Origin of the sequence: Ruegeria sp. HKCCD6157, assembly GCF_013110685.1 — a bacterium.
GTDB lineage: Bacteria > Pseudomonadota > Alphaproteobacteria > Rhodobacterales > Rhodobacteraceae > Ruegeria.
Map to the genome: position 1 here is coordinate 42,756 of NZ_WVRB01000010.1, position 17,454 is coordinate 60,209.

Here is a 17,454-nt window from a genome sequence, read left to right on the forward strand (position 1 = left end):
ATCGTCAATGCGTCTTTATCTTGCTGATCTTGGACATAACCTCGTTACTGCCACGTCGGACACCTACCCGTTGGGTGTTGGAAATCTTGCAACCTATGCCCAGGCTCATGCAAAAAGCCCGACACCGATTGAGGTCGCGATCTTTCGTGATCCGCAGGAATTCAAAGCGGCCGTCGACACAGCTCCGCCCGATGTGGTCGGCTTTTCCAGCTATTCCTGGAACCACCATCTGGCCCTGTCCTTTGCCGACTACGTCAAGGCGGTCAATCCCAACAGCCTGACCCTGATGGGTGGTCCCAACTTTCCGCTGACCGAAGAAGAGCAGGACAGCTGGATCCGGACCATGCCGCAGATCGACATGCATGTGCGCGGCCCCACCTATGAGGGCGAGCGCGCGTTCCTCAGCACGCTGCAACGCTTCATCGATGTCGGCGCCCGACGCGAAGGCATGTGGGAAGAGGCCGTCGATGGCGCGCTTTACGTGCACCCAAAAACCGGAGAGATCCTGCGCGGGGCCGAGCCGCCCCGCATCCGCGATCTGGATGAAATCCCCTCGCCCTATCTGGCCGGGTTGATGGACAAGTTCTTTGACACCGGCCTGTTTGCACTGATGCAACTGGCACGGGGCTGCCCGTTCACCTGCGCGTTCTGCAATTCGGCGGTCAAATCGAACTCGAAGGTGTTCCGCCATTCGTTTGAACGCACCAAGGCCGATCTGGATTACGTCGTCGCCCGCATCAACCATGCCAGCCCGCTGTGCTTTGCGGATGACAATTTCGGCATGTATGTGCAGGACGAAGAGGTGGCCGATTACCTGGGCCATCTGATGGATCGGTACGACTGGCCCAAATACATCCGGACAACCACGGGCAAGAACCGCGGCGACCGGATCATCAAGGTGATGCGCAAGGCCAAGGGCCGGTTGCCGATGACCTCTTCGGTTCAGTCTCTGAATCCGGAAGTTCTGAAGAACATCAAACGCGACAATATCAGCCTGGACACCTATGCCGAGGTACAGCAGGAGCTGCATTCAAAGGGCATGCAATCCTATGGCGAGCTGATCCTGTGCATGCCCGGTGAAACCCGGGAATCCTTCATGGATGCCGTCGATCAGCTGATCGAAACCGGCGTCAGCCGGGTCGCGGCGCACCAGTTGATGCTGCTGCACGGCGCACCGCTGGCCAACCCCGACAGCCGCGAGAAATTCGGCTTCAAAACCCTCCATCGCGTGGTTGCCCGATGCCTGGGCAAATATACCGGCCCAACCGTGGTCGAGACCGAGGAAATGGTGGTCCAGTCCGAGAATTTCTCGTTCCAGGATTATCTGGACACCCGTGTTTTCCATCTGCTGCTGACGATCTTCTATTACGAAGACAATTTCGAAGAAGCCTTCCGGCTGGCGCGGTCCCGTGGCATCCGGCCCTTCCTGATCGTCAAGCATATGCAGGACATTCTCGATCAGGCCCCCAAACCCTTCCGGGATGCGGTGGCCGGTTATCTGGAGGAAAACCAGCAGGAGCTGTTTGAAACCCGCGCCGACTGCGTCGCCTGGGCGCAGGAAAATTATGACGACCTGATCAGCGGCGAATTGGGGGGCAATCTGCTCAGCAAATATTCGATGATTGGCCGGTTCATCGTGCTGGACGAAGCACTTGATTTCCTGAAACGGGCCATCAGCGACCTTCTGGACAAGGACGACCACGAAGCGCACGAGATGCTCGACACGATCATCAATTACTACAGCGCCGTGATGCTGCATGTGCCCTTCTCGGAAACCCTGGAACACGAACCCGTCTGGAGCTCGTCTTTCGATGTCGAGGCCTGGAGGAATTCGGGATATCAGGGCGTGCTGCAGGATTACCAGTTCGATGCCCCCCGCGAGTTCCAGACCCAGGTCGATCAAAGGGTGAAAACCACCTTGCTGTCACGGATCGAAACCTTTGGCGAACATGCCTCGGGGCTCGGCCGGTTTACCCGAACGATGTTCGCCAATGATTTCCGGCGCAACTTCGTGTCAGGCGAAAGCCAACACGCCGCCGAATAGGTCTGGCTTTGGGCTGGGCCTATTCGCCATCCCCCAGATAGACAACGTCGCGGCCCGGGAAGGCCGCGATGATGTCTGCGTTCTGCTCGGGGCCCATATCGCGCAGGAAAATCGGTTTGCCCTCGGGCAGGAACGGGTCGTTGAGATAGAGTGCAGACCCGATATCGCCCTGTGTCGAAACAAAGACCAGAGCGTTTCCAAGCCCGGCAGCCTGCCGACGTATGTCACCGGTATAGCCACCATACCCATTGTATTTCGACACCCCCCGCCATGGGGTGAAGCTGACAACAGACACCGCACACAGCAATAGGATGACGCAGTGCAGGCGGCCACGATGCCGTTCGGGCAGCCGGTCCCGGACGGTCTCGATCCCGGCCGCCACCAAAGCCAGCGCCGGCAACAAAGCCGTATGCCAGTAGCGCGGCCCAAGATAGAACGTGCCCGTAAACCAGTAAAAAAACAGGGCCCCCACAAGGATCGCGAACACCACCAGCATGGCCCGGTCGAACCCGGTCAGTTTCCTGCCCCATATGAACGCAATCCAGACCGGAACCAGGGACCCGAATGTCCAGCCCAGAAGTTCGTAATTGAGCGCGGCAAAACCATTGATCAGATTCAGCAGACCCTCGGCCGGGCTATGCCCGACCCAGATGTCGAGCGCGCCCCAGCTCTCGGCCGGTGGCCCTACATTGGGACCAAACCCATAGGCATTCTGCGTGTCCGGCCATAACCGGCTCAGGTAATCCGCTTGCGGGGTCAGCAGCGCGTCTCCGGTGATCATCAGGTTGAGCAGCAAAAAGACCCCACCCGACAGAACACCGCCCAAGGCGCAGGCGATCACCTGTCCGATCCCCCCCGGCAGGCGCCGCAGCAACCACAGGCCGGTCAAAACGCTTATGATCAACCCATCAAGCTGTCGGGTGACAAAGGCCCAGCCCAAAGCCAGACCTGCAACAAGCGCAAGCAAGACATCCCTGCGCGTTGATCCCTCTCCGGCTCTGAGCAGACACCACCATCCCAGCAGCACCATCACCAATGTCGTGGAATGTGCCATCAGCGTGCCCCCGACGGCGAGCACCCAGGGCGACGTGGCCATCAGCAACGCCACCAGATCGGCCCGTTCGCGACTGACGGCACGGCACAGGATGCCATGCGCCAGCCAGACAGAGATCCCGGTCAGCACGGGGTTGACCAGCCAGGGCACCCCGGCCAGCACGCCCAGGCTCAGAACGATGGCCCAACCCTGCGCCGGCACGCCGATCCACTGATCGCCGCGAATGTCGAACAGATAGTATTCCAATGCGGGCTGCGCCGCTGCGGGGGGGGCCGGGCTTCCGAGGACGCCCGCAGCAAAGGTACGCGCCTGAAACAGATACGCCACCTCATCCTCGACATGAGGCACGCGGTCGAACGCCGCCCAGGCCAGAGCCGCGCTGGCCAGCGTTGCAAAGACCGCCAGGGCCGGAACCGGGATGCGGGGTGCCCGGTCAGGCCCGGCAACTGTGAAAACGGCGACCAGTGTCGCCATCTGCACAAGGTTCAGCGCACCGCCGATCCCGATCTGCAAACCGAAGGCCAGATAGTACCCATAGGCCACGTACGGCGTCGCGGAAACGCAAAAGGCCGCAGCCAGCCCCAGCAAAAGGATCAGCCGCCACCGTCCTGCTTCTGCCATCAGGCCCGTTATGGCCGCCCTTCCCTGCGGTCGTACAAGCACAAAGCCCGTCAACACCGCCTGCCCCGCCAGTATCGCCAGCATGATCAGGTTTTCAGGAGGGTTTGCGGAAATCTCGAGCCGCGGAAACCAAAGGGGCTGGGTCAACCACAACCGGGCCGCACTGCCCAAAAGCAGCGCCGCGCCAAGCAAGCCAAAAAGAAACTGGCCACGCTGCCGGAAAACACCCCCCACAAGCAACGCAGCAATCACCACGGCCACATACCAAAGGCGCAGTTCCGCCAACGTGGCATTGCTGCCCGCGAGGTCCGCAGCCCAGGCCGAGCTGCCGCATAAGGCCATTGCCCCGGCAAAGAGCCACATCACCCGACCTGAACGCATATTCATGCCATATGCTCGTCTTTGACAATCGCCGGGTCCCGTGCGGGACCTTCGATATTGATGCGTTCCTGTTCAGTGACGATCGGACCGCCCCGCACCTGATTGTGGATCGAGGTTATGTATTCCCCCAACATGCCGATAAACAGCATCTGGATGCCTGACAGGAAGAACAGCGCGACGATGATTGTCGTGGTTCCCCGTGGAGCCAAATCCGGATTGAAGAGATAGAACACCACTGAAATGAGGGAAAACAGAATACAGCTGATGGCAATCACCAGACCACTCAGCGTACAGAACCGCATGGGGGCACGTGTGAAAGAGAAGATCGCATTCAGCGCCTGATCGGTCAGCGCCATCAGATTGTGCTTGGAAACACCTCTTTTGCGGGCCCGCCACACATACGGAACGATGATGCGGCGAAACCCGCAACTGGCGATGATGCCCCGGATATAGGGGTAGTGGTCGTTATGCGACAGCACCGCATTGAGCACTTTGCGGTCAATAAGCTGGAACTCACCCACTGATGGCTCTAGCCAGACATCGGACAGCCGGTTGACGATCGTATAGAAGATGCCGCGTGCCACGCGCATCACGATCCCCTCTTCGCGGGTGGTGCGGGCACCCGCCACCACATCATAACCGCTTTCCCATAACTGCACGAACTCCGGGATCATGTCCGGCGGGTCCTGAAGGTCGACGGGCAGGATGACGACCACGGCATCCCCTTCGGCATAACGCAACCCGTTGAAGGCGGATCGGAACACACCAAAGTTGCGGGCGTTTACGACAACCTTCACATTCTGATCTTTTTCAGCGATCTCACGCAGGATCTCGACAGTCCGGTCGGAGGATGCATTATCGACAAAGATATGCTCGCACCTATAGCCCGGCAGATTTTCCTCAAAAATCGCTTTTACGGTTTCATAGCAATTCGCCACATTGTCTTCTTCGTTGAAGCACGGCGAAACAATAGAAATGGTTTTACGACTTTGTTCTAAATTTGAAGACACCAATTACCCAACCTCCAAGTTGGAACGATTGTATCATCCGGGGCAGTATCGGATTCGCCCATCGCCCAAAGTACAGGAATATTTTGCAATAACGTGCGCTCACCGCCACATCTTCTGCCGGATTCACGCGTCTAAAACAGTCAGTTCTCTCCGACCCCTTGTTTCTTAAACATCAGTTTCATTTAGTGTGCCGGTAAATTTATCAGCTGTCAGCGTTTCAAATGAACCGAACCTTTCGCAACTGGCTATTTTCCCTGCACACCTGGTTGGGGTTACATCTGTCGATCTTCTTTACCTTTATGTTCCTGACGGGGACGGTGCTTGTCGTCGGTATCGAAGTTGAATCCATTGCCCGACCGGAAATCTGGACCACCATTGCCAAAGAAGACCGAACCGCCAGTTTTGCGGAAATCTATGACGGCATTAAAACCACCCATCCCGAAAGCACTGTGTTCGTCATCGAGAAATACCCCGCCCCCTGGTTTGCAGATCGCACCTTCGGGCGAACCGGCTGGGGCGAAAACATCAGCTTCTGGACCGATCCGGCGACCGGAGCAGTCGTTTACGAAACGAGGGATGGCGGGTTTCGCGACATCCTGCGCGATCTGCATGATACGTTTCTGACCACCAAACGCCCCATCTTCATCCTGATCTCGGCAACATCTGTTCTGCTTCTGTATCAGATCGTCAGCGGGCTGATTACCTACCGGCGTTTCTGGAAAGGATTTTTCCGCTGGCCCAAACGCGCCGGGGGGTTCAGATCCTGGTCCGGTGCCACGCACCGGCTGACGGCCCTCTGGGCCGCGCCCCTTCTGATCCTGATTGCAATCACCAGCTTCTATTTCATGCTCGGTGGCCTGGGGTTCGAAGGTACAACCCCAAAACCCCAGCCCACTTCCGCCCGTGACACCACCCTGCCTATCGGTTTCAGTTCCGACACCCTTGAACAGGCCGAGGCAAGCGCTGTTGCCGCCTTGCCTGGTCTGGAGCCGCTTGTCATGGTGCTGCCCGGCGATCCGTCCGGTACTTTTGGCTTTGAAGGCCCAGTGGCCGGTTTTGCGAAAACGAGCGGATGGGGCAGCGTATCGGTCGATCCGGTGACCCTTGAGGTGCTCGGCGCGTTCACCCCGGATGATACCCGCGGCTTCGCACGCTGGAAGGCATTGATGAACACATTGCATTTCGGCACCTGGGGCGGTGCAGTTTCACTGGGTCTCTGGGTTCTGTCAGGCCTTTTGGCCACCGGCGTTGCCCTGACAGGCGCCTTGATCTTTGCGGCACGGCTGGCCCCTGAGGCGGCACAATACAGCCCGCTCCGACGCATCTGGCGTGGGTTGGGGATGTCCCGCTGGATCTATCTGCTGATCCTTCTGGGCATTCTGCTGACCGCGTATCAGCGCTTTGGGCCGGGCAGCCACCAGAGAGCTGGGGTCTTTCCAATCGATGCACCTGGCGCGGCAGCCTATCTGATCCTGTCTGCACCTCTGCGCCGCGATACCCCGCTTGATATCGAAATGCATATTGGGGAAGCCGGTATCACCGCGGCATCTATAACAACAGATAGAGAGGCCGCGCAGCCCGTTGAGCTGATACAGAACGGCGAAAAGGCCCAGGCATTTTTTCGCATCACGCCCAATGATACAGCCAATCAGATCACAGCCCGCCTGACAAAACCGGATAGTGCGGACAAAATCATCACGTTCCGACTGGGACAGCCGATATGGTAAGTGAAACAACACTCCCCCTGACAAATGAGAGAACTCTTCAGGAACAGCTGAGCATCCTGCAGATGTGTTCGTATTTCTCGTTCGGCGGGGGCATTCAGCGCCACATTACCGATCTGGGCGGATCCCTGATGGCGCGTGGACACAAGGTGATCAAGGCTGGTGCCCCCGGCGAGCTTGGCGAGACCGCGGATGGCAGCGTCTTTGTACCCTTGCGGCTTGACCGGGTCAGCGACCACAGCGCGAATGGCAAGCTCAATCCGGCCCTCAGAATGTACTGGCTGGCGCGCTCGGCCCTGACCCTGCGCCGGGCCCTCAAGGACCATAAGGTCGATATCATCCATGCGCATGAGACTGCCCCGCTTCTGACGGCTCGTCTGGCCAGTCTGGGAATGGGAATTCCCATTGTGATGACCTATCACGGCTCGTCGCCCGACCGTCTCAACGCGGTGGCCCGCGCCTGCCGGCAGCAAGCCGATCTGGCGATCTGCCCCAGCGAAACCGTCATGCAATCCCTGCTGGAACGCCAGGTCGACCCCGACAAGGCGCGGGTGATGCTTTTGGGGGTACGTCCCAACCCGCCCGCCGATCCGGCCGCCTCGGATGCCCTGCGGCGCGAACTGTTGGGCGAAGATGGCACACATCTGGTTCTGTCCTTGTCCCGTCTGGATCACCAGAAGGGCCTCGACGCGATGATCGAAGTGGCCCGGCGTGTGCGGCAGGATCTTCCCGGTCTGCGGATCGTTGTCGGCGGCGAAGGCGTGCTGCGCGGTCAGGTCGAGGCCTGGGCCGAAGAAGCCGGGGTTTCAGACATCATCCGTTTCCCCGGTGTGATCTCGGATGTCGCCACCTATCTTGCGGCTTCGGATCTTTATCTGCTGACATCCCGGTGGGAGGCTCTGCCGATTTCAATTGTCGAGGCGTTCCGCGCCGGGCTGCCGGTGATTGCCACCGATTGCGGCGGTGTGCGCGAGCTGGTGGATAACGATGTCGGACGCCTGTGTGCGGTCGATGATCTGGACGGCCTGTCTCAGGCGCTGCGCGATCTTTGCCGCGACCGCGCCGAATATGACCGGCTGAGTACCAATGCCACGGCCCGTGGTGCGGAAGACCGGTTTTCGCCAACCCATGTGCATAGCGGGTTTGAAAAGCTGTATCGGCAGCTGGCCGGGCGGGGATAACCCCCGGTCAGCCCGCCGCGCCGTTCTCAAAAGCACCAGCTTCCAAGGCATGGGCCAGATCGGCCCGCCCTGCACGATGCGCGGCCTGCGCAAAAGCCGCGCCGAACCGGCCCAATACCTGATCTTCGCGCCAGAGCGCCTCAAACCCGTGCCGCGCCGCTGCGGCCATCTGATCCCGCGCGGCACCTCCGTTCTGAAAACGGCGCATGGCTGCGATCAGATCATCTTCGGTTTCGAACAGTTCCCCGCCCCCTGCCCGCTCGACGATCTCGGGGAACGGACCCAGCCGCCGGGCGATCACCGGCGTGCCCAGCCGGAAGCTTTCGATCAGGATGATGCCGAAGGTTTCATAACAGACCGAGGGCACGATCAGCCCCAGTGCGCCACGATAGTAAGCGTTCAACTCGTCCGGCGTCTTGCGGCCCAGGAATTTGATCCGGTCATTGCCTGCGGCCTGTGCCTTCAACTCATCCGCATAGTCACCATCACCCAGGATCAGCAGATCCGCGTCGGGATAGCGGTCAAAGGCCGGGAACACATCCTGCAACCCCTTGATCTTTTCCAACCGCCCGACAAACAGGAAATAGGGGCGGTCATGCGCCGCCGGTTCCGGCAAGGCGCTCTGATCCAGGTCGGGCAGGAAATAGGGCAGCACCTGCATGTCCTGCCGCAGGCCGAATTCACGATGTTTGGCGCGGCTGAATTCGCTTTTGGCAATGATCAGATCCATGTGATCCAGCGCCCGGTCCAGCGCACCGGTATACCGCCACAGCTGCGGTGGACGCTTGTGCTGCAACACGCAGCGCAGGCACTGGCGCTCATCGCACAGCTCGCGCCCATGCCGCCACAGAACATGGGTGGGGCAAACCAGCCAGTGTTCATGCGCCTCATAGATTTTCAACCCCTCGCCCATCGGCAACAGGCCCGGCCCGCCGATCAGAGAGGTGTTGTTGTGCCAGATGATATCCGGCTTCCGCTCGGCCAGTAACTCGCGGATGCGGGCAGCATGGACAACCGGACGGCCCAGTTGCTGGGTCAGCAGGTTCGACATCATGCCGTTGCGGCTGCGCAGCCCGACACGCCGCACCCCGTCAGGGGGGCCTTCAGGCTGCGGTCTGCCGCCCAGAATCAGATAGCTGTCTTCGTCATGCACCACCGTCACGTCGTGCCCGCGCGCCACAAGCGCCCGCGCCATGCGCTGAATGCCGATGGCGTCACCGCCAAAGGAATAGGGGGGATAAAATGTGGTGAACATCAAAATGCGTAACGATTTCATCTATCTCTCAATTCCTTGAGTGTCAGCCGCAGGCAGGTGCCCGCCTTGTGGCCCAAGCATCGAAACCAGCAGGCGCAGCCTGTCCCGCTGGAACAGAAAAGCCAGCAAACCATAGGCCAGAACACCCGTCACCGTACCGGCAAGTAAAAGCAAAGCCGGGGACAGGCCGTCCAGTTGCCACATGACCCCCTGCACTGCCGCCACCATCCCCCCTGACAGCAGAAGCGGCGCAAGATGCTGCCGCATCAAAGCCGGCCCGGACAGCCCGGCAATATGCCCCAGATTGGCAAATTTGAGCGGCCAGACCAGCAGAAAGACGGCCACAAAACCGGCTGTGACGACCGGCAACCCATACGGGGCCAGCACCACAATCACCCCCGCCGCCAGCGCCACCTCGACCCAGGACAGAACCGCCAGACGACCGGGCTGACCGGCCGCCAGACAAAAGGTCTGCTGCACCTTTTCGGCACACAGATACATGCCAAACACCGACATCAGGCTCAGGACCGGAGCCGCCGGAGCCCATTTCTGACCGAACAGCAGCACCAGCGCCGGTTCCGACAGAACCGCCAGCCCGGCAAAGGCCGGAAAGGCCAGAAACCCGGTCAGGCGCATGACGTCGATCAGCAAATCCGTCGCCGGACCACCATCGCGCGCCGCCGCACCAAAGGCAGGCTGCGCCACGGTGCGCAGCGGTGTGATAATCAGGAACGAGGCGGTCTCGATCACGCGCCAGGCGATTGCGTAATACCCCGCCGGAACCGGCCCCAGCATCGCGCCGATGATCACCGCAGGCGATTGCACCGCAGCCAGTTCGGCCGCGCGCAGGCCCAGAATCCGGTGACTGAAATGCAAGACCCTGCGCATGTGATCCCGTGACGCATGGAGTGCCGGGCGCCAGGAGACCGCCCCCCAGGCCATCACGATATTGGTGGCCGTCATCGCCAGCCGCTGACCGACCAGGCTCCAGACCCCGTATCCCGCCAGCGCCATGCCTATGCCCACGACCCCTCCGACCGCCGCGCCGAGCGCTGCACGGATGGCCAGAACACGGAACCGCATTTCCCGGCGCAGGATCGCAACCGGCACCGCCGTCAGTGAAATCATCAGCACCGTTGGGGACAATCCGATCAACAATTCGCGCGCAACCGGCTCATTGTAGAAATATGAGACCGGCCCCGCCCCCAGATACAGCACGACCGTCAACACGCCCCCCAGCAGCGCCAACAGCCAGAAAACCGAGTTCAACCGCTCTGGTGACAGCGCCTCATGGGTCAGCAGAATGTCGGAAATCGTTTCGCGCACCAGGAATTCGGAAAACAGCACAAAGGCTGCAACCATCGCCAGAAGACCAAAGGCCTCGACCCCTAAAATACGGGCAAGAATGGCAAAAATGATAAAATTGAACGCCTGCTCGATCCAGATACCAGCCGACATCCAGGCAACTCCGCTGCTGAAACTCTGCCGCCCTGACATCCGTTTCCTTCCTGCTGCCCGCACCCTGCCAAGTGCCGATGGACACATGGCTCAAACACTCACACCTGTTGCGCACAGTATGCGCAATTGCAAACTTGACGCCTTAACGGTCGAATTTGGTCAAATTTATTGTCTATGTTCAGTCTGTACGTGTTCGAATACTATACGCAATACAGGGAATTATGCCCGTCATGTTCTAGGCGCCACGCAATTCTTGCAGCGGGGGCTGGGGCAGGGATTATTGAGTGAATAAAAGGTTTTCATTTTCATGAACAAAGTCGCAGAGCCGATGGAGACGAACAGCACCATACCCGAAGAGCTGATCGCATCGGAAACCGCCGGCATGAGCCTGAGCGTGGTCATCCCCGCCTATAACGAGGAAAACGCCGTCCGCCACACGGTCGAGGATGTGCGCACCCATCTCGAACCGCTGGGCATTCCCTACGAGATCATCGTGGTGGACGATGCCAGCCAGGACAACACCCGCGCCGAGGCCGAGGCCAGCGGCGCCACCGTCACCTTCAACGATGTCAATTCCGGCTATGGCGCCAGCCTCAAGCGCGGGGTGCGGATGGCGCAGCATGAATATGTGGCCATTCTGGATGCCGACAGCACCTATCCCGCGCGCTATCTGCCCGGAATGCTGGCCATGTGCCGCGATCAGGACATGGTCGTGGGCGACCGGGGCGCGGCGATGAAGAACGTGCCGCTGCTGCGCCGTCCGGCCAAGAAATTCCTGTTCGCCTTTGCCTCGTTCCTGGCCGAGCGCAAGATCAACGATCTGAATTCCGGCCTGCGGGTGTTTCGCAAATCCGAGCTGATCCCGTTCCTGCCGCTCTTGCCGCAGAATTTTTCCTTCACCACCACGATCACGCTGTGCATGACCTCGAACGGCAAGCGGATGATCTATACGCCGATCGAATACGGCAAGCGGGTGGGCAAATCGAAAATCCGGCCGATCGACTTTCTGAACTTCATCATCCTGATCCTGCGCATCAGCACGCTGTTCAACCCGCTGCGGGTGTTCATTCCGCTGGGGCTGGCGTTTTTCACGCTGGGCACGGTGAAGTTCATTATCGATATGTTCTACTGGAACCTCAGCGAAACGGCGGTGTTCTCGTTCCTGGCGGCAATCATGATCTGGTCGCTGGGGCTGATCGCCGACATGATCTCGCGGCTGCATCTCAGACCGTGACATGAGCGGCAAGCTGCTTTCCGACCCAAATCAACGGCGCTGGCTGATCCGGCTGGTCGGATCGGCTCTGGTACTGGCGATCCTGTTCTGGATCCTTCCAACTGATGCAATCGTGGCAGGGCTGAAGGCGATCCCGATCTGGGTTTTCCTGTCCGTGTTTGTTCTGTTCCTGTTGGCCCATGTTGGCGCGGCCCTGAAATGGTGGCTGCTGCTGAACCGGGGGCTTTCGCCCCTGCTGGCCATCCGGGCGCATTTTGCCGGGCTGGCTGCCAACCTGTGCCTGCCCGGAGCTATTGGCGGCGATACGGTGCGGGCCGGTCTGGCGCAGGCGGCGATGAAAGACGGCGCGCAGGTTGTTGCGGGCGCAACCGTTGATCGGCTGATCGACATGGTGGCGCTGCTGACCCTGTCCTGTCTGGGCCTGGTCCTGACATGGGAAAGCGCGGCGGGCGGGCATATGATCTGGCCGGTTGCGCTGATCCTGCTGGCCGCGCTGGCGGGTATGGTCGCCTTGCCGCGCCTGCTGCCCCTGCCCTGGCGCTATGTCCCGTCCCTGCCCGGCAAGGGGTTTGCCCATCGTCTGGCCGATGCACTGGCCGGGATGGGCCGCAAACCCGGCACGCTGGCAGTCGCTTTCATCGCATCTGTGCTGATCCAGTTGCTGCTGGTCCTGCTGGCCTGGTGGCTGGCCCTGGCGGCGGGTGTCGATGTGGCCGCCGGGCCATGGATCTTCGCCTGGCCGCTGGCCAAGATCATCGCCGTGCTGCCCGTGTCTTTGAACGGGCTGGGCCTGCGCGAGGCCACATTGGCCGGTTTCCTGGCCCCCTTCGGCGCCAGTGCCCCGGCTGTCGTGGCCGCCGGGCTGGTCTGGCAGGTTGTGTTGTTTACAGCGGGCGGGTTTGGCGCGCTGGTTCTGACCATGTCCGGGATGCGGTTCAGCGCCCCGGCAAATTCCCAAAAGGAAGAGTGCAAGTGACGGATGTTTCCCGACCCAACGGCGACGACACACCTGAAATCATCATACTGGGTGCCGGACCGGCCGGGCTGGCCGCGGCCCATGCGTTAACCGGGCAGGCCTGCGTGACGGTAATCGAACGCGCCGCTATCGCGGGCGGCAATTCGGCTTCGTTCCCGGTGGAGGGCGTGATCTGTGATTACGGCTCGCACAGGTTTCATCCGGCGGCAGAGCCCGAGGTTCTGGCCGATGTGAAATCCCTGCTGGGCGACGATCTGCTGCTACGTCCGCGCCACGGGCGCATCCGGCTGGGCGGCAAATGGATTCACTTTCCGCTGAAACTGACCGACGCGCTGATGCGCCTGCCCAAACCCTTTGCCGCGTCGCTGATCGGCGACATGGTGCTGAAACCCTTCCGCAAGAAAAGCGAAGGCCCCGAGACATTCTCGACCGTGCTGTATGACGGGCTGGGCCCGACGATCTCGGACAATTTCTATTTCCCTTACGTGCGCAAGCTGTGGGGGCTGGATCCGGACAAGCTGGCGGTGAAACTGGCGGAACGACGGGTCGGCAGTGGCTCGGTCGGCAAGATCCTGATGAAGATGCTGCGCCTGCTGCCGGGGCTGCGCAGCGAAACGGCGGGTCGGTTCTTTTATCCGCGCAAGGGGTTCGGGCAGATTTCGGACGCGATGCGCAACAGTGCCGAGGCCAATGGCGCCACCTTCCTGTTCAATACCGAAATCACCGCCATCGAACGGGACGGCAATCGCATCACCGGGTTGACGATCCGCGAGGGCGAGGAGGAACGCCACCTGACCGGCGATCTGATCCTGTCGACCATCCCGCTGACCGGGTTGACGCGCCTGATCGGCGACCCTCCGGCAGAGGTGGTCGAGGCCGCCCGCGCCATCCGCTTCCGCGGCATGATCCTGCTGTATCTGGTGCTGGAGACCGACCAGTTCACCGAATTCGATGCGCATTATTTCCCGGAACTGTCGATCCCGATCAGCCGGATGTCCGAGCCCAAGAACTATAACGCCAGTGGCGCGCCAAAGGGCGTCACCGTTCTGTGCGCCGAGTTGCCCTGCGACCCGGATGAAAAATGGTGGTCCATGTCCGACGAGGAACTGGGGCAGGAATTCACCAAATGGCTGGGTCAGTTGGGCCTGCCCGTCACCGTGCCGGTGCGCCGCTGCGAAACCCGGCGGCTGAGCCATGCCTATCCGGTCTACGATGTGGGCTATGAAGAGCGGTTCGATACCGTCGATCAGTGGCTCTCGGATCTGGACGGATTGCTCGTATTTGGACGGCAGGGCCTGTTTGCTCACGATAATACCCATCACGCTTTTGCCATGGCCTATGGCGCGGCGGATTGCATCGACGACAAGGGCCATGTCGACCGCGCGAAATGGAACCGGTATCGCGAGGTCTTTGCCACCCATGTGGTGGAAGACTGACCCATGCCCGCCTGGCAGGCCGATATCCTGATGTATCATTCGATTTCGGATGCGCCGGGACCGACCTCGATCGCGCCCGACGTCTTTGCGGCACAGATGCAGGCGCTGGCGGCGTCCGGCCTGCCGGTGGTGACGCCGGACGCGCTGGCCAACCCGCCTGCCCCCCGTGTGGTCATCATCAGCTTCGATGACGGGTTCCAGGATTTCGCCGATACCGCCTGGCCGATCCTGCGCGAACATGGCTTCTGCCCGATCGTCTATCTGCCCTCGGGCCTGATGGGTGGCACCGACAGCTGGGCCGGGGGTAATATCCCGCCCCGCCCGCTGATGGAATGGGACCGGATCGAAACACTGGCCGGTGAGGGGGTTTGCTTCGGGGCGCATAGTGTCAGCCATCCCGATCTGTCGACGCTGGATGCAGAGACCTTGGAGGAAGAAGTCACCGGATCCGGTCAGGATATTGCCGCCCGGCTTGGTCAACCCGTCCGGCATTTCGCCCCGCCCTATGGCGCGTCGAACCCGAATGTACGCGCACAGATCGCCCGGCACTACGACACCTCGGTCGGCACCCGTCTGGGCGTGGCCGGGCCAGGGGATGACATCCACGACCTGCCCCGGCTCGAGATGTTCTATTTCACCGACATCGCCCGCTGGCAGGCTCATCTTGCCGGGCGCGGCGGGTCCTATTTGGCGACCCGCAAACTGATGCGCGGCGTGCGAAGCGGGCTGAGCAGGGTGCTGCCCATCAACTGAATGTCAGGCTTCGGGTGCAAGCGTTCCGATCCGGTGGGCATTCGCCATCACACTGAATGTAATTGTCGTCGCCGGGATGGTCGGCAGGACAGAGGCATCAACGACGTGAATGCGCGTCGCGCCATGCGGGCGCCCCAGCACATCGCTTTCACCCGGGCCCAGGTCATCCGACATCGGCAGATCACCTCCGACATGAAAACTGGCCCCCGGCGCCCCGAACCGCGCTGCAAAAGACAGGCTGGTCAGACCAAGCCCCCGCAAGGCCCGGCCATAGCGCGCAAGCGCGGCGCGCATTGTCTCGGCGGTTGCGGGGTTTTCGTTCAGTTCCGGGCGTAACCGCCCATCCTCTGCCAGACGCAAGGCTATTTCATGCGAATGATCGGAATGCAGGAAAACCTGCGCCACGATCAGACGTCGGGCCAGCGCCTCAAGCAGCGGCCCGCTGCCGGGTATCCGGCGGCCATAGTTCTGTTTCAGATCGCGGGCATAGTATTCATTCCAGGTATAGATCTGCGCGTGAACCAGTTGCCGCGACACACTCGGGTCATCCAGTTCGGCAAAAAGCTGCGGCAGCGTCTGATAGGGCAAAACATCGGGCCGCCTGGGTGCCCGCCAGCGGTGCAGCATCGGCAGAAAGGCCTGCTGGCTGTCTTTCAACACCAACTCCATGCCCCGCAAGCCGGGTGACGCCAACAGGATACGCGCGCTTTCCAGCACCCCGGCGGCCAAAAACACCCGGTTTCCGCGGACATCGCTGCCATCTGCCAAAGTGACGGCAACCTCGTCGCCTTCCTCGCGGACCTGCCGCACCACGTGATCCGCGCGGTAGGCAAAGCCTGGCTCTGCCTGCAATGTCGTACGCGCCTGCCGCGCCGACCAGATCAGCGACCACGGGCACCCGTGCAGACACAGCCCGCAGGTCTGACAGCCCGGCCCAACCGCCTGCCGCGCCAGACCGACATGCATCCCAGCCCCCTGCAATGCCTTCGCCTTCTGCCTGGAACGGGCCAGCAGCATCTCGGCCTGTGCGGTTGGTGGGATGGGTGTTCGACCTGTCATATCGCAGGCTGGAAAGAGGTTTTGCAGCCCGTCCTGTTGCCCGGACACAGGCATTATTTCCGTCACCGCCCTGTAATGTGGGGCAAGATCGTCGGTTGTTATGGGCCAGTCGTCGATATCCGCCTGCCGATACGGCAAGACCGCAGCGCCCCAGACATTGGACAGCCCGCCCACCGCCCGCGACGCGCGCAAAGCAAACCAATCCGCCCCTTCCGCCAGTGTACGCGCAGGTGAGGCCAGTGCATAACCTGTCCCATAGCGCCACACCTCGCCCTCCGGGGCCTGAAACTGAGGCTCCATCCAGGCTGTACGCGCCTCGGCGCTCCAGTCTTCGGCGCGGGTTCGGGACATCTGCTGCACCCGATCCGTGACCCCGGGTCCTGGTTCCACCCCGGCATCCAGCATCGTGACGCTTCGCCCCCGCGCCAGCAAGGCCCGGGCGACGGAAACCCCGGCAGGCCCGGACCCTATGACAAGATCGCTCACTGCGCCTTTACTGCCCGGACCAGAACCAGCATTTCATAGTTGGGATCATGGGTGGACAGTTCTTCGGGCGCAATTTCACTGGCCCCAAGGCCGTGCAGGTTGCAGATGCAGGTAAAGACATTGCCAACGGTCGACACCTCGACATTCTCTGCCGGGAAGACCGCCCGGAACAGGCGGCGCTTGGACTGGCTGGTGAAATGCCAGTATTCGCCCCAGTCATCCACGCCTTCGCGCCGCGCCACACGGGTCATCCCATGCGAGGTGCACAGCACTACGCCACCGGGTTTCAGAATGCGTTCCAGCGTAGCAATCGCCTTGTCGACCTCAAAGATCATCTGAAGGGTTTGGGTGATGATGATGCAGTCGAAACTGTTGTCGGGAATATGCGGCGCATCGGTGATATCCGCCACGATGGTCGCTTGTGGATTGCCCTCGACATAGCTCAGCACATCCGCCTGCGTGACCCGGTCACCGCCGAATTTCTTCGTATAGGCCGGATCGCCGAATTCCAGAACCCGGCCACGGATGTCGTCGCTGTGGTTTTGCAGGAACTCTTCCATGTAATAGCGCTCGATGGTCAGCAGATCGCGGTCCTGGCCGAACACGGCACTGATCGGCGACAGCCGCCGCAGCCCGCCGAAATCCACCGACCCCACGGGGGTCGATTGCAGATTGTGCAGCCGCTGCTGTTTGCGGATCCATTTCCGCAGCCTTTCGGGCAGCAGCACGGTTGCGGTGTCGCGCACCAGCTTTTCAACTCTTTGTCCCGGTGTCATCGTGAT

The 17,454-nt window shown here is 61.0% G+C and carries 13 protein-coding genes; 7 read left to right on the forward strand and 6 right to left on the reverse strand.

Going from position 1 to position 17,454, the window contains the following annotated elements:
- The first annotated feature begins 7 nt into the window (after window positions 1-7).
- A complete protein-coding gene (locus GS612_RS19435; protein ID WP_171637930.1) occupies window positions 8-2,044 on the forward strand; it encodes a B12-binding domain-containing radical SAM protein in 2,037 nt (678 codons plus the stop codon).
- Window positions 2,045-2,063: 19 nt separating this feature from the next.
- Here the strand turns inward: GS612_RS19435 and GS612_RS19440 are convergent, their stop codons facing one another.
- Window positions 2,064-4,106, reverse strand: a complete 2,043-nt coding sequence (locus GS612_RS19440) for a hypothetical protein (RefSeq protein ID WP_171642543.1) — start codon at window positions 4,104-4,106, stop codon at window positions 2,064-2,066.
- Window positions 4,103-5,110 (reverse strand): glycosyltransferase, encoded by a 1,008-nt coding sequence (locus GS612_RS19445; RefSeq protein ID WP_171642545.1) that lies wholly within the window; start codon window positions 5,108-5,110, stop codon window positions 4,103-4,105. Before GS612_RS19445 ends, GS612_RS19440 begins: the two co-directional genes overlap by 4 nt.
- 221 nt (window positions 5,111-5,331) lie before the next feature.
- Between GS612_RS19445 and GS612_RS19450 the strand changes: the two genes are divergently transcribed.
- Window positions 5,332-6,837, forward strand: coding sequence for a PepSY domain-containing protein (locus GS612_RS19450; RefSeq protein WP_171642547.1), 1,506 nt, complete (start codon window positions 5,332-5,334; stop codon window positions 6,835-6,837).
- A 62-nt stretch (window positions 6,838-6,899) separates the two neighbouring features.
- Window positions 6,900-8,015 carry a glycosyltransferase family 4 protein gene (locus tag GS612_RS19455; protein ID WP_216603659.1) on the forward strand — a complete coding sequence of 372 codons (1,116 nt, stop codon included), beginning with the start codon at window positions 6,900-6,902 and terminating at the stop codon, window positions 8,013-8,015.
- A 7-nt stretch (window positions 8,016-8,022) separates the two neighbouring features.
- On the opposite strand, the gene GS612_RS19460 is transcribed toward GS612_RS19455, so the two are convergent.
- Window positions 8,023-9,291, reverse strand: coding sequence for a glycosyltransferase (locus tag GS612_RS19460; RefSeq protein ID WP_216603660.1), 1,269 nt, complete (start codon window positions 9,289-9,291; stop codon window positions 8,023-8,025).
- Window positions 9,292-10,728 carry a lipopolysaccharide biosynthesis protein gene (locus GS612_RS19465; RefSeq protein WP_171642553.1) on the reverse strand — a complete coding sequence of 479 codons (1,437 nt, stop codon included), beginning with the start codon at window positions 10,726-10,728 and terminating at the stop codon, window positions 9,292-9,294.
- Between the two features lie 307 nt (window positions 10,729-11,035).
- Here GS612_RS19465 and GS612_RS19470 point away from each other — a divergent pair, with 307 nt between their 5' ends.
- Genes GS612_RS19470 through GS612_RS19485 form a run of 4 tightly spaced genes read left to right on the forward strand, consistent with a single transcriptional unit; the run spans window position 11,036 to window position 15,127 of the window.
- The gene (locus tag GS612_RS19470; RefSeq protein WP_171642555.1) at window positions 11,036-11,962 is read left to right on the forward strand and encodes a glycosyltransferase family 2 protein; all 927 of its coding nucleotides are present in this window, start codon (window positions 11,036-11,038) and stop codon (window positions 11,960-11,962) included.
- A gap of 1 nt (window position 11,963) precedes the next feature.
- On the forward strand, window positions 11,964-12,938 hold the full coding sequence (locus GS612_RS19475) for a lysylphosphatidylglycerol synthase transmembrane domain-containing protein (protein WP_171642557.1): 975 nt from the start codon (window positions 11,964-11,966) through the stop codon (window positions 12,936-12,938).
- On the forward strand, window positions 12,935-14,374 hold the full coding sequence (locus tag GS612_RS19480) for an FAD-dependent oxidoreductase (RefSeq protein WP_171642560.1): 1,440 nt from the start codon (window positions 12,935-12,937) through the stop codon (window positions 14,372-14,374). Before GS612_RS19475 ends, GS612_RS19480 begins: the two co-directional genes overlap by 4 nt.
- 3 nt (window positions 14,375-14,377) lie before the next feature.
- Window positions 14,378-15,127, forward strand: coding sequence for a polysaccharide deacetylase family protein (locus GS612_RS19485; protein WP_171642562.1), 750 nt, complete (start codon window positions 14,378-14,380; stop codon window positions 15,125-15,127).
- 3 nt (window positions 15,128-15,130) lie between these two features.
- Here GS612_RS19485 and GS612_RS20765 read toward each other — a convergent pair whose 3' ends face one another.
- A complete protein-coding gene (locus GS612_RS20765) occupies window positions 15,131-16,672 on the reverse strand; it encodes a GMC oxidoreductase (RefSeq protein ID WP_171642564.1) in 1,542 nt (513 codons plus the stop codon).
- A complete protein-coding gene (locus GS612_RS19495) occupies window positions 16,669-17,448 on the reverse strand; it encodes a methyltransferase domain-containing protein (protein WP_171120556.1) in 780 nt (259 codons plus the stop codon). Before GS612_RS19495 ends, GS612_RS20765 begins: the two co-directional genes overlap by 4 nt.
- Window positions 17,449-17,454: the final 6 nt, after the last annotated feature.

Excerpts from the sequence above, each read along its gene's own strand:
- GS612_RS19435 (WP_171637930.1), top strand. The coding sequence starts at position 8 with ATGCGTCTTTATCTTGCTGATCTTGGACATAACCTCGTTACTGCCACG.
- GS612_RS19440 (WP_171642543.1), bottom strand. The coding sequence starts at position 4,106 with ATGAATATGCGTTCAGGTCGGGTGATGTGGCTCTTTGCCGGGGCAATG.
- GS612_RS19450 (WP_171642547.1), top strand. The coding sequence starts at position 5,332 with ATGAACCGAACCTTTCGCAACTGGCTATTTTCCCTGCACACCTGGTTG.
- GS612_RS19455 (WP_216603659.1), top strand. The coding sequence starts at position 6,900 with ATGTGTTCGTATTTCTCGTTCGGCGGGGGCATTCAGCGCCACATTACC.
- GS612_RS19460 (WP_216603660.1), bottom strand. The coding sequence starts at position 9,291 with ATGAAATCGTTACGCATTTTGATGTTCACCACATTTTATCCCCCCTAT.
- GS612_RS19465 (WP_171642553.1), bottom strand. The coding sequence starts at position 10,728 with ATGTCGGCTGGTATCTGGATCGAGCAGGCGTTCAATTTTATCATTTTT.
- GS612_RS19470 (WP_171642555.1), top strand. The coding sequence starts at position 11,036 with ATGAACAAAGTCGCAGAGCCGATGGAGACGAACAGCACCATACCCGAA.
- GS612_RS19475 (WP_171642557.1), top strand. The coding sequence starts at position 11,964 with ATGAGCGGCAAGCTGCTTTCCGACCCAAATCAACGGCGCTGGCTGATC.
- GS612_RS19485 (WP_171642562.1), top strand. The coding sequence starts at position 14,378 with ATGCCCGCCTGGCAGGCCGATATCCTGATGTATCATTCGATTTCGGAT.
- GS612_RS19495 (WP_171120556.1), bottom strand. The coding sequence starts at position 17,448 with ATGACACCGGGACAAAGAGTTGAAAAGCTGGTGCGCGACACCGCAACC.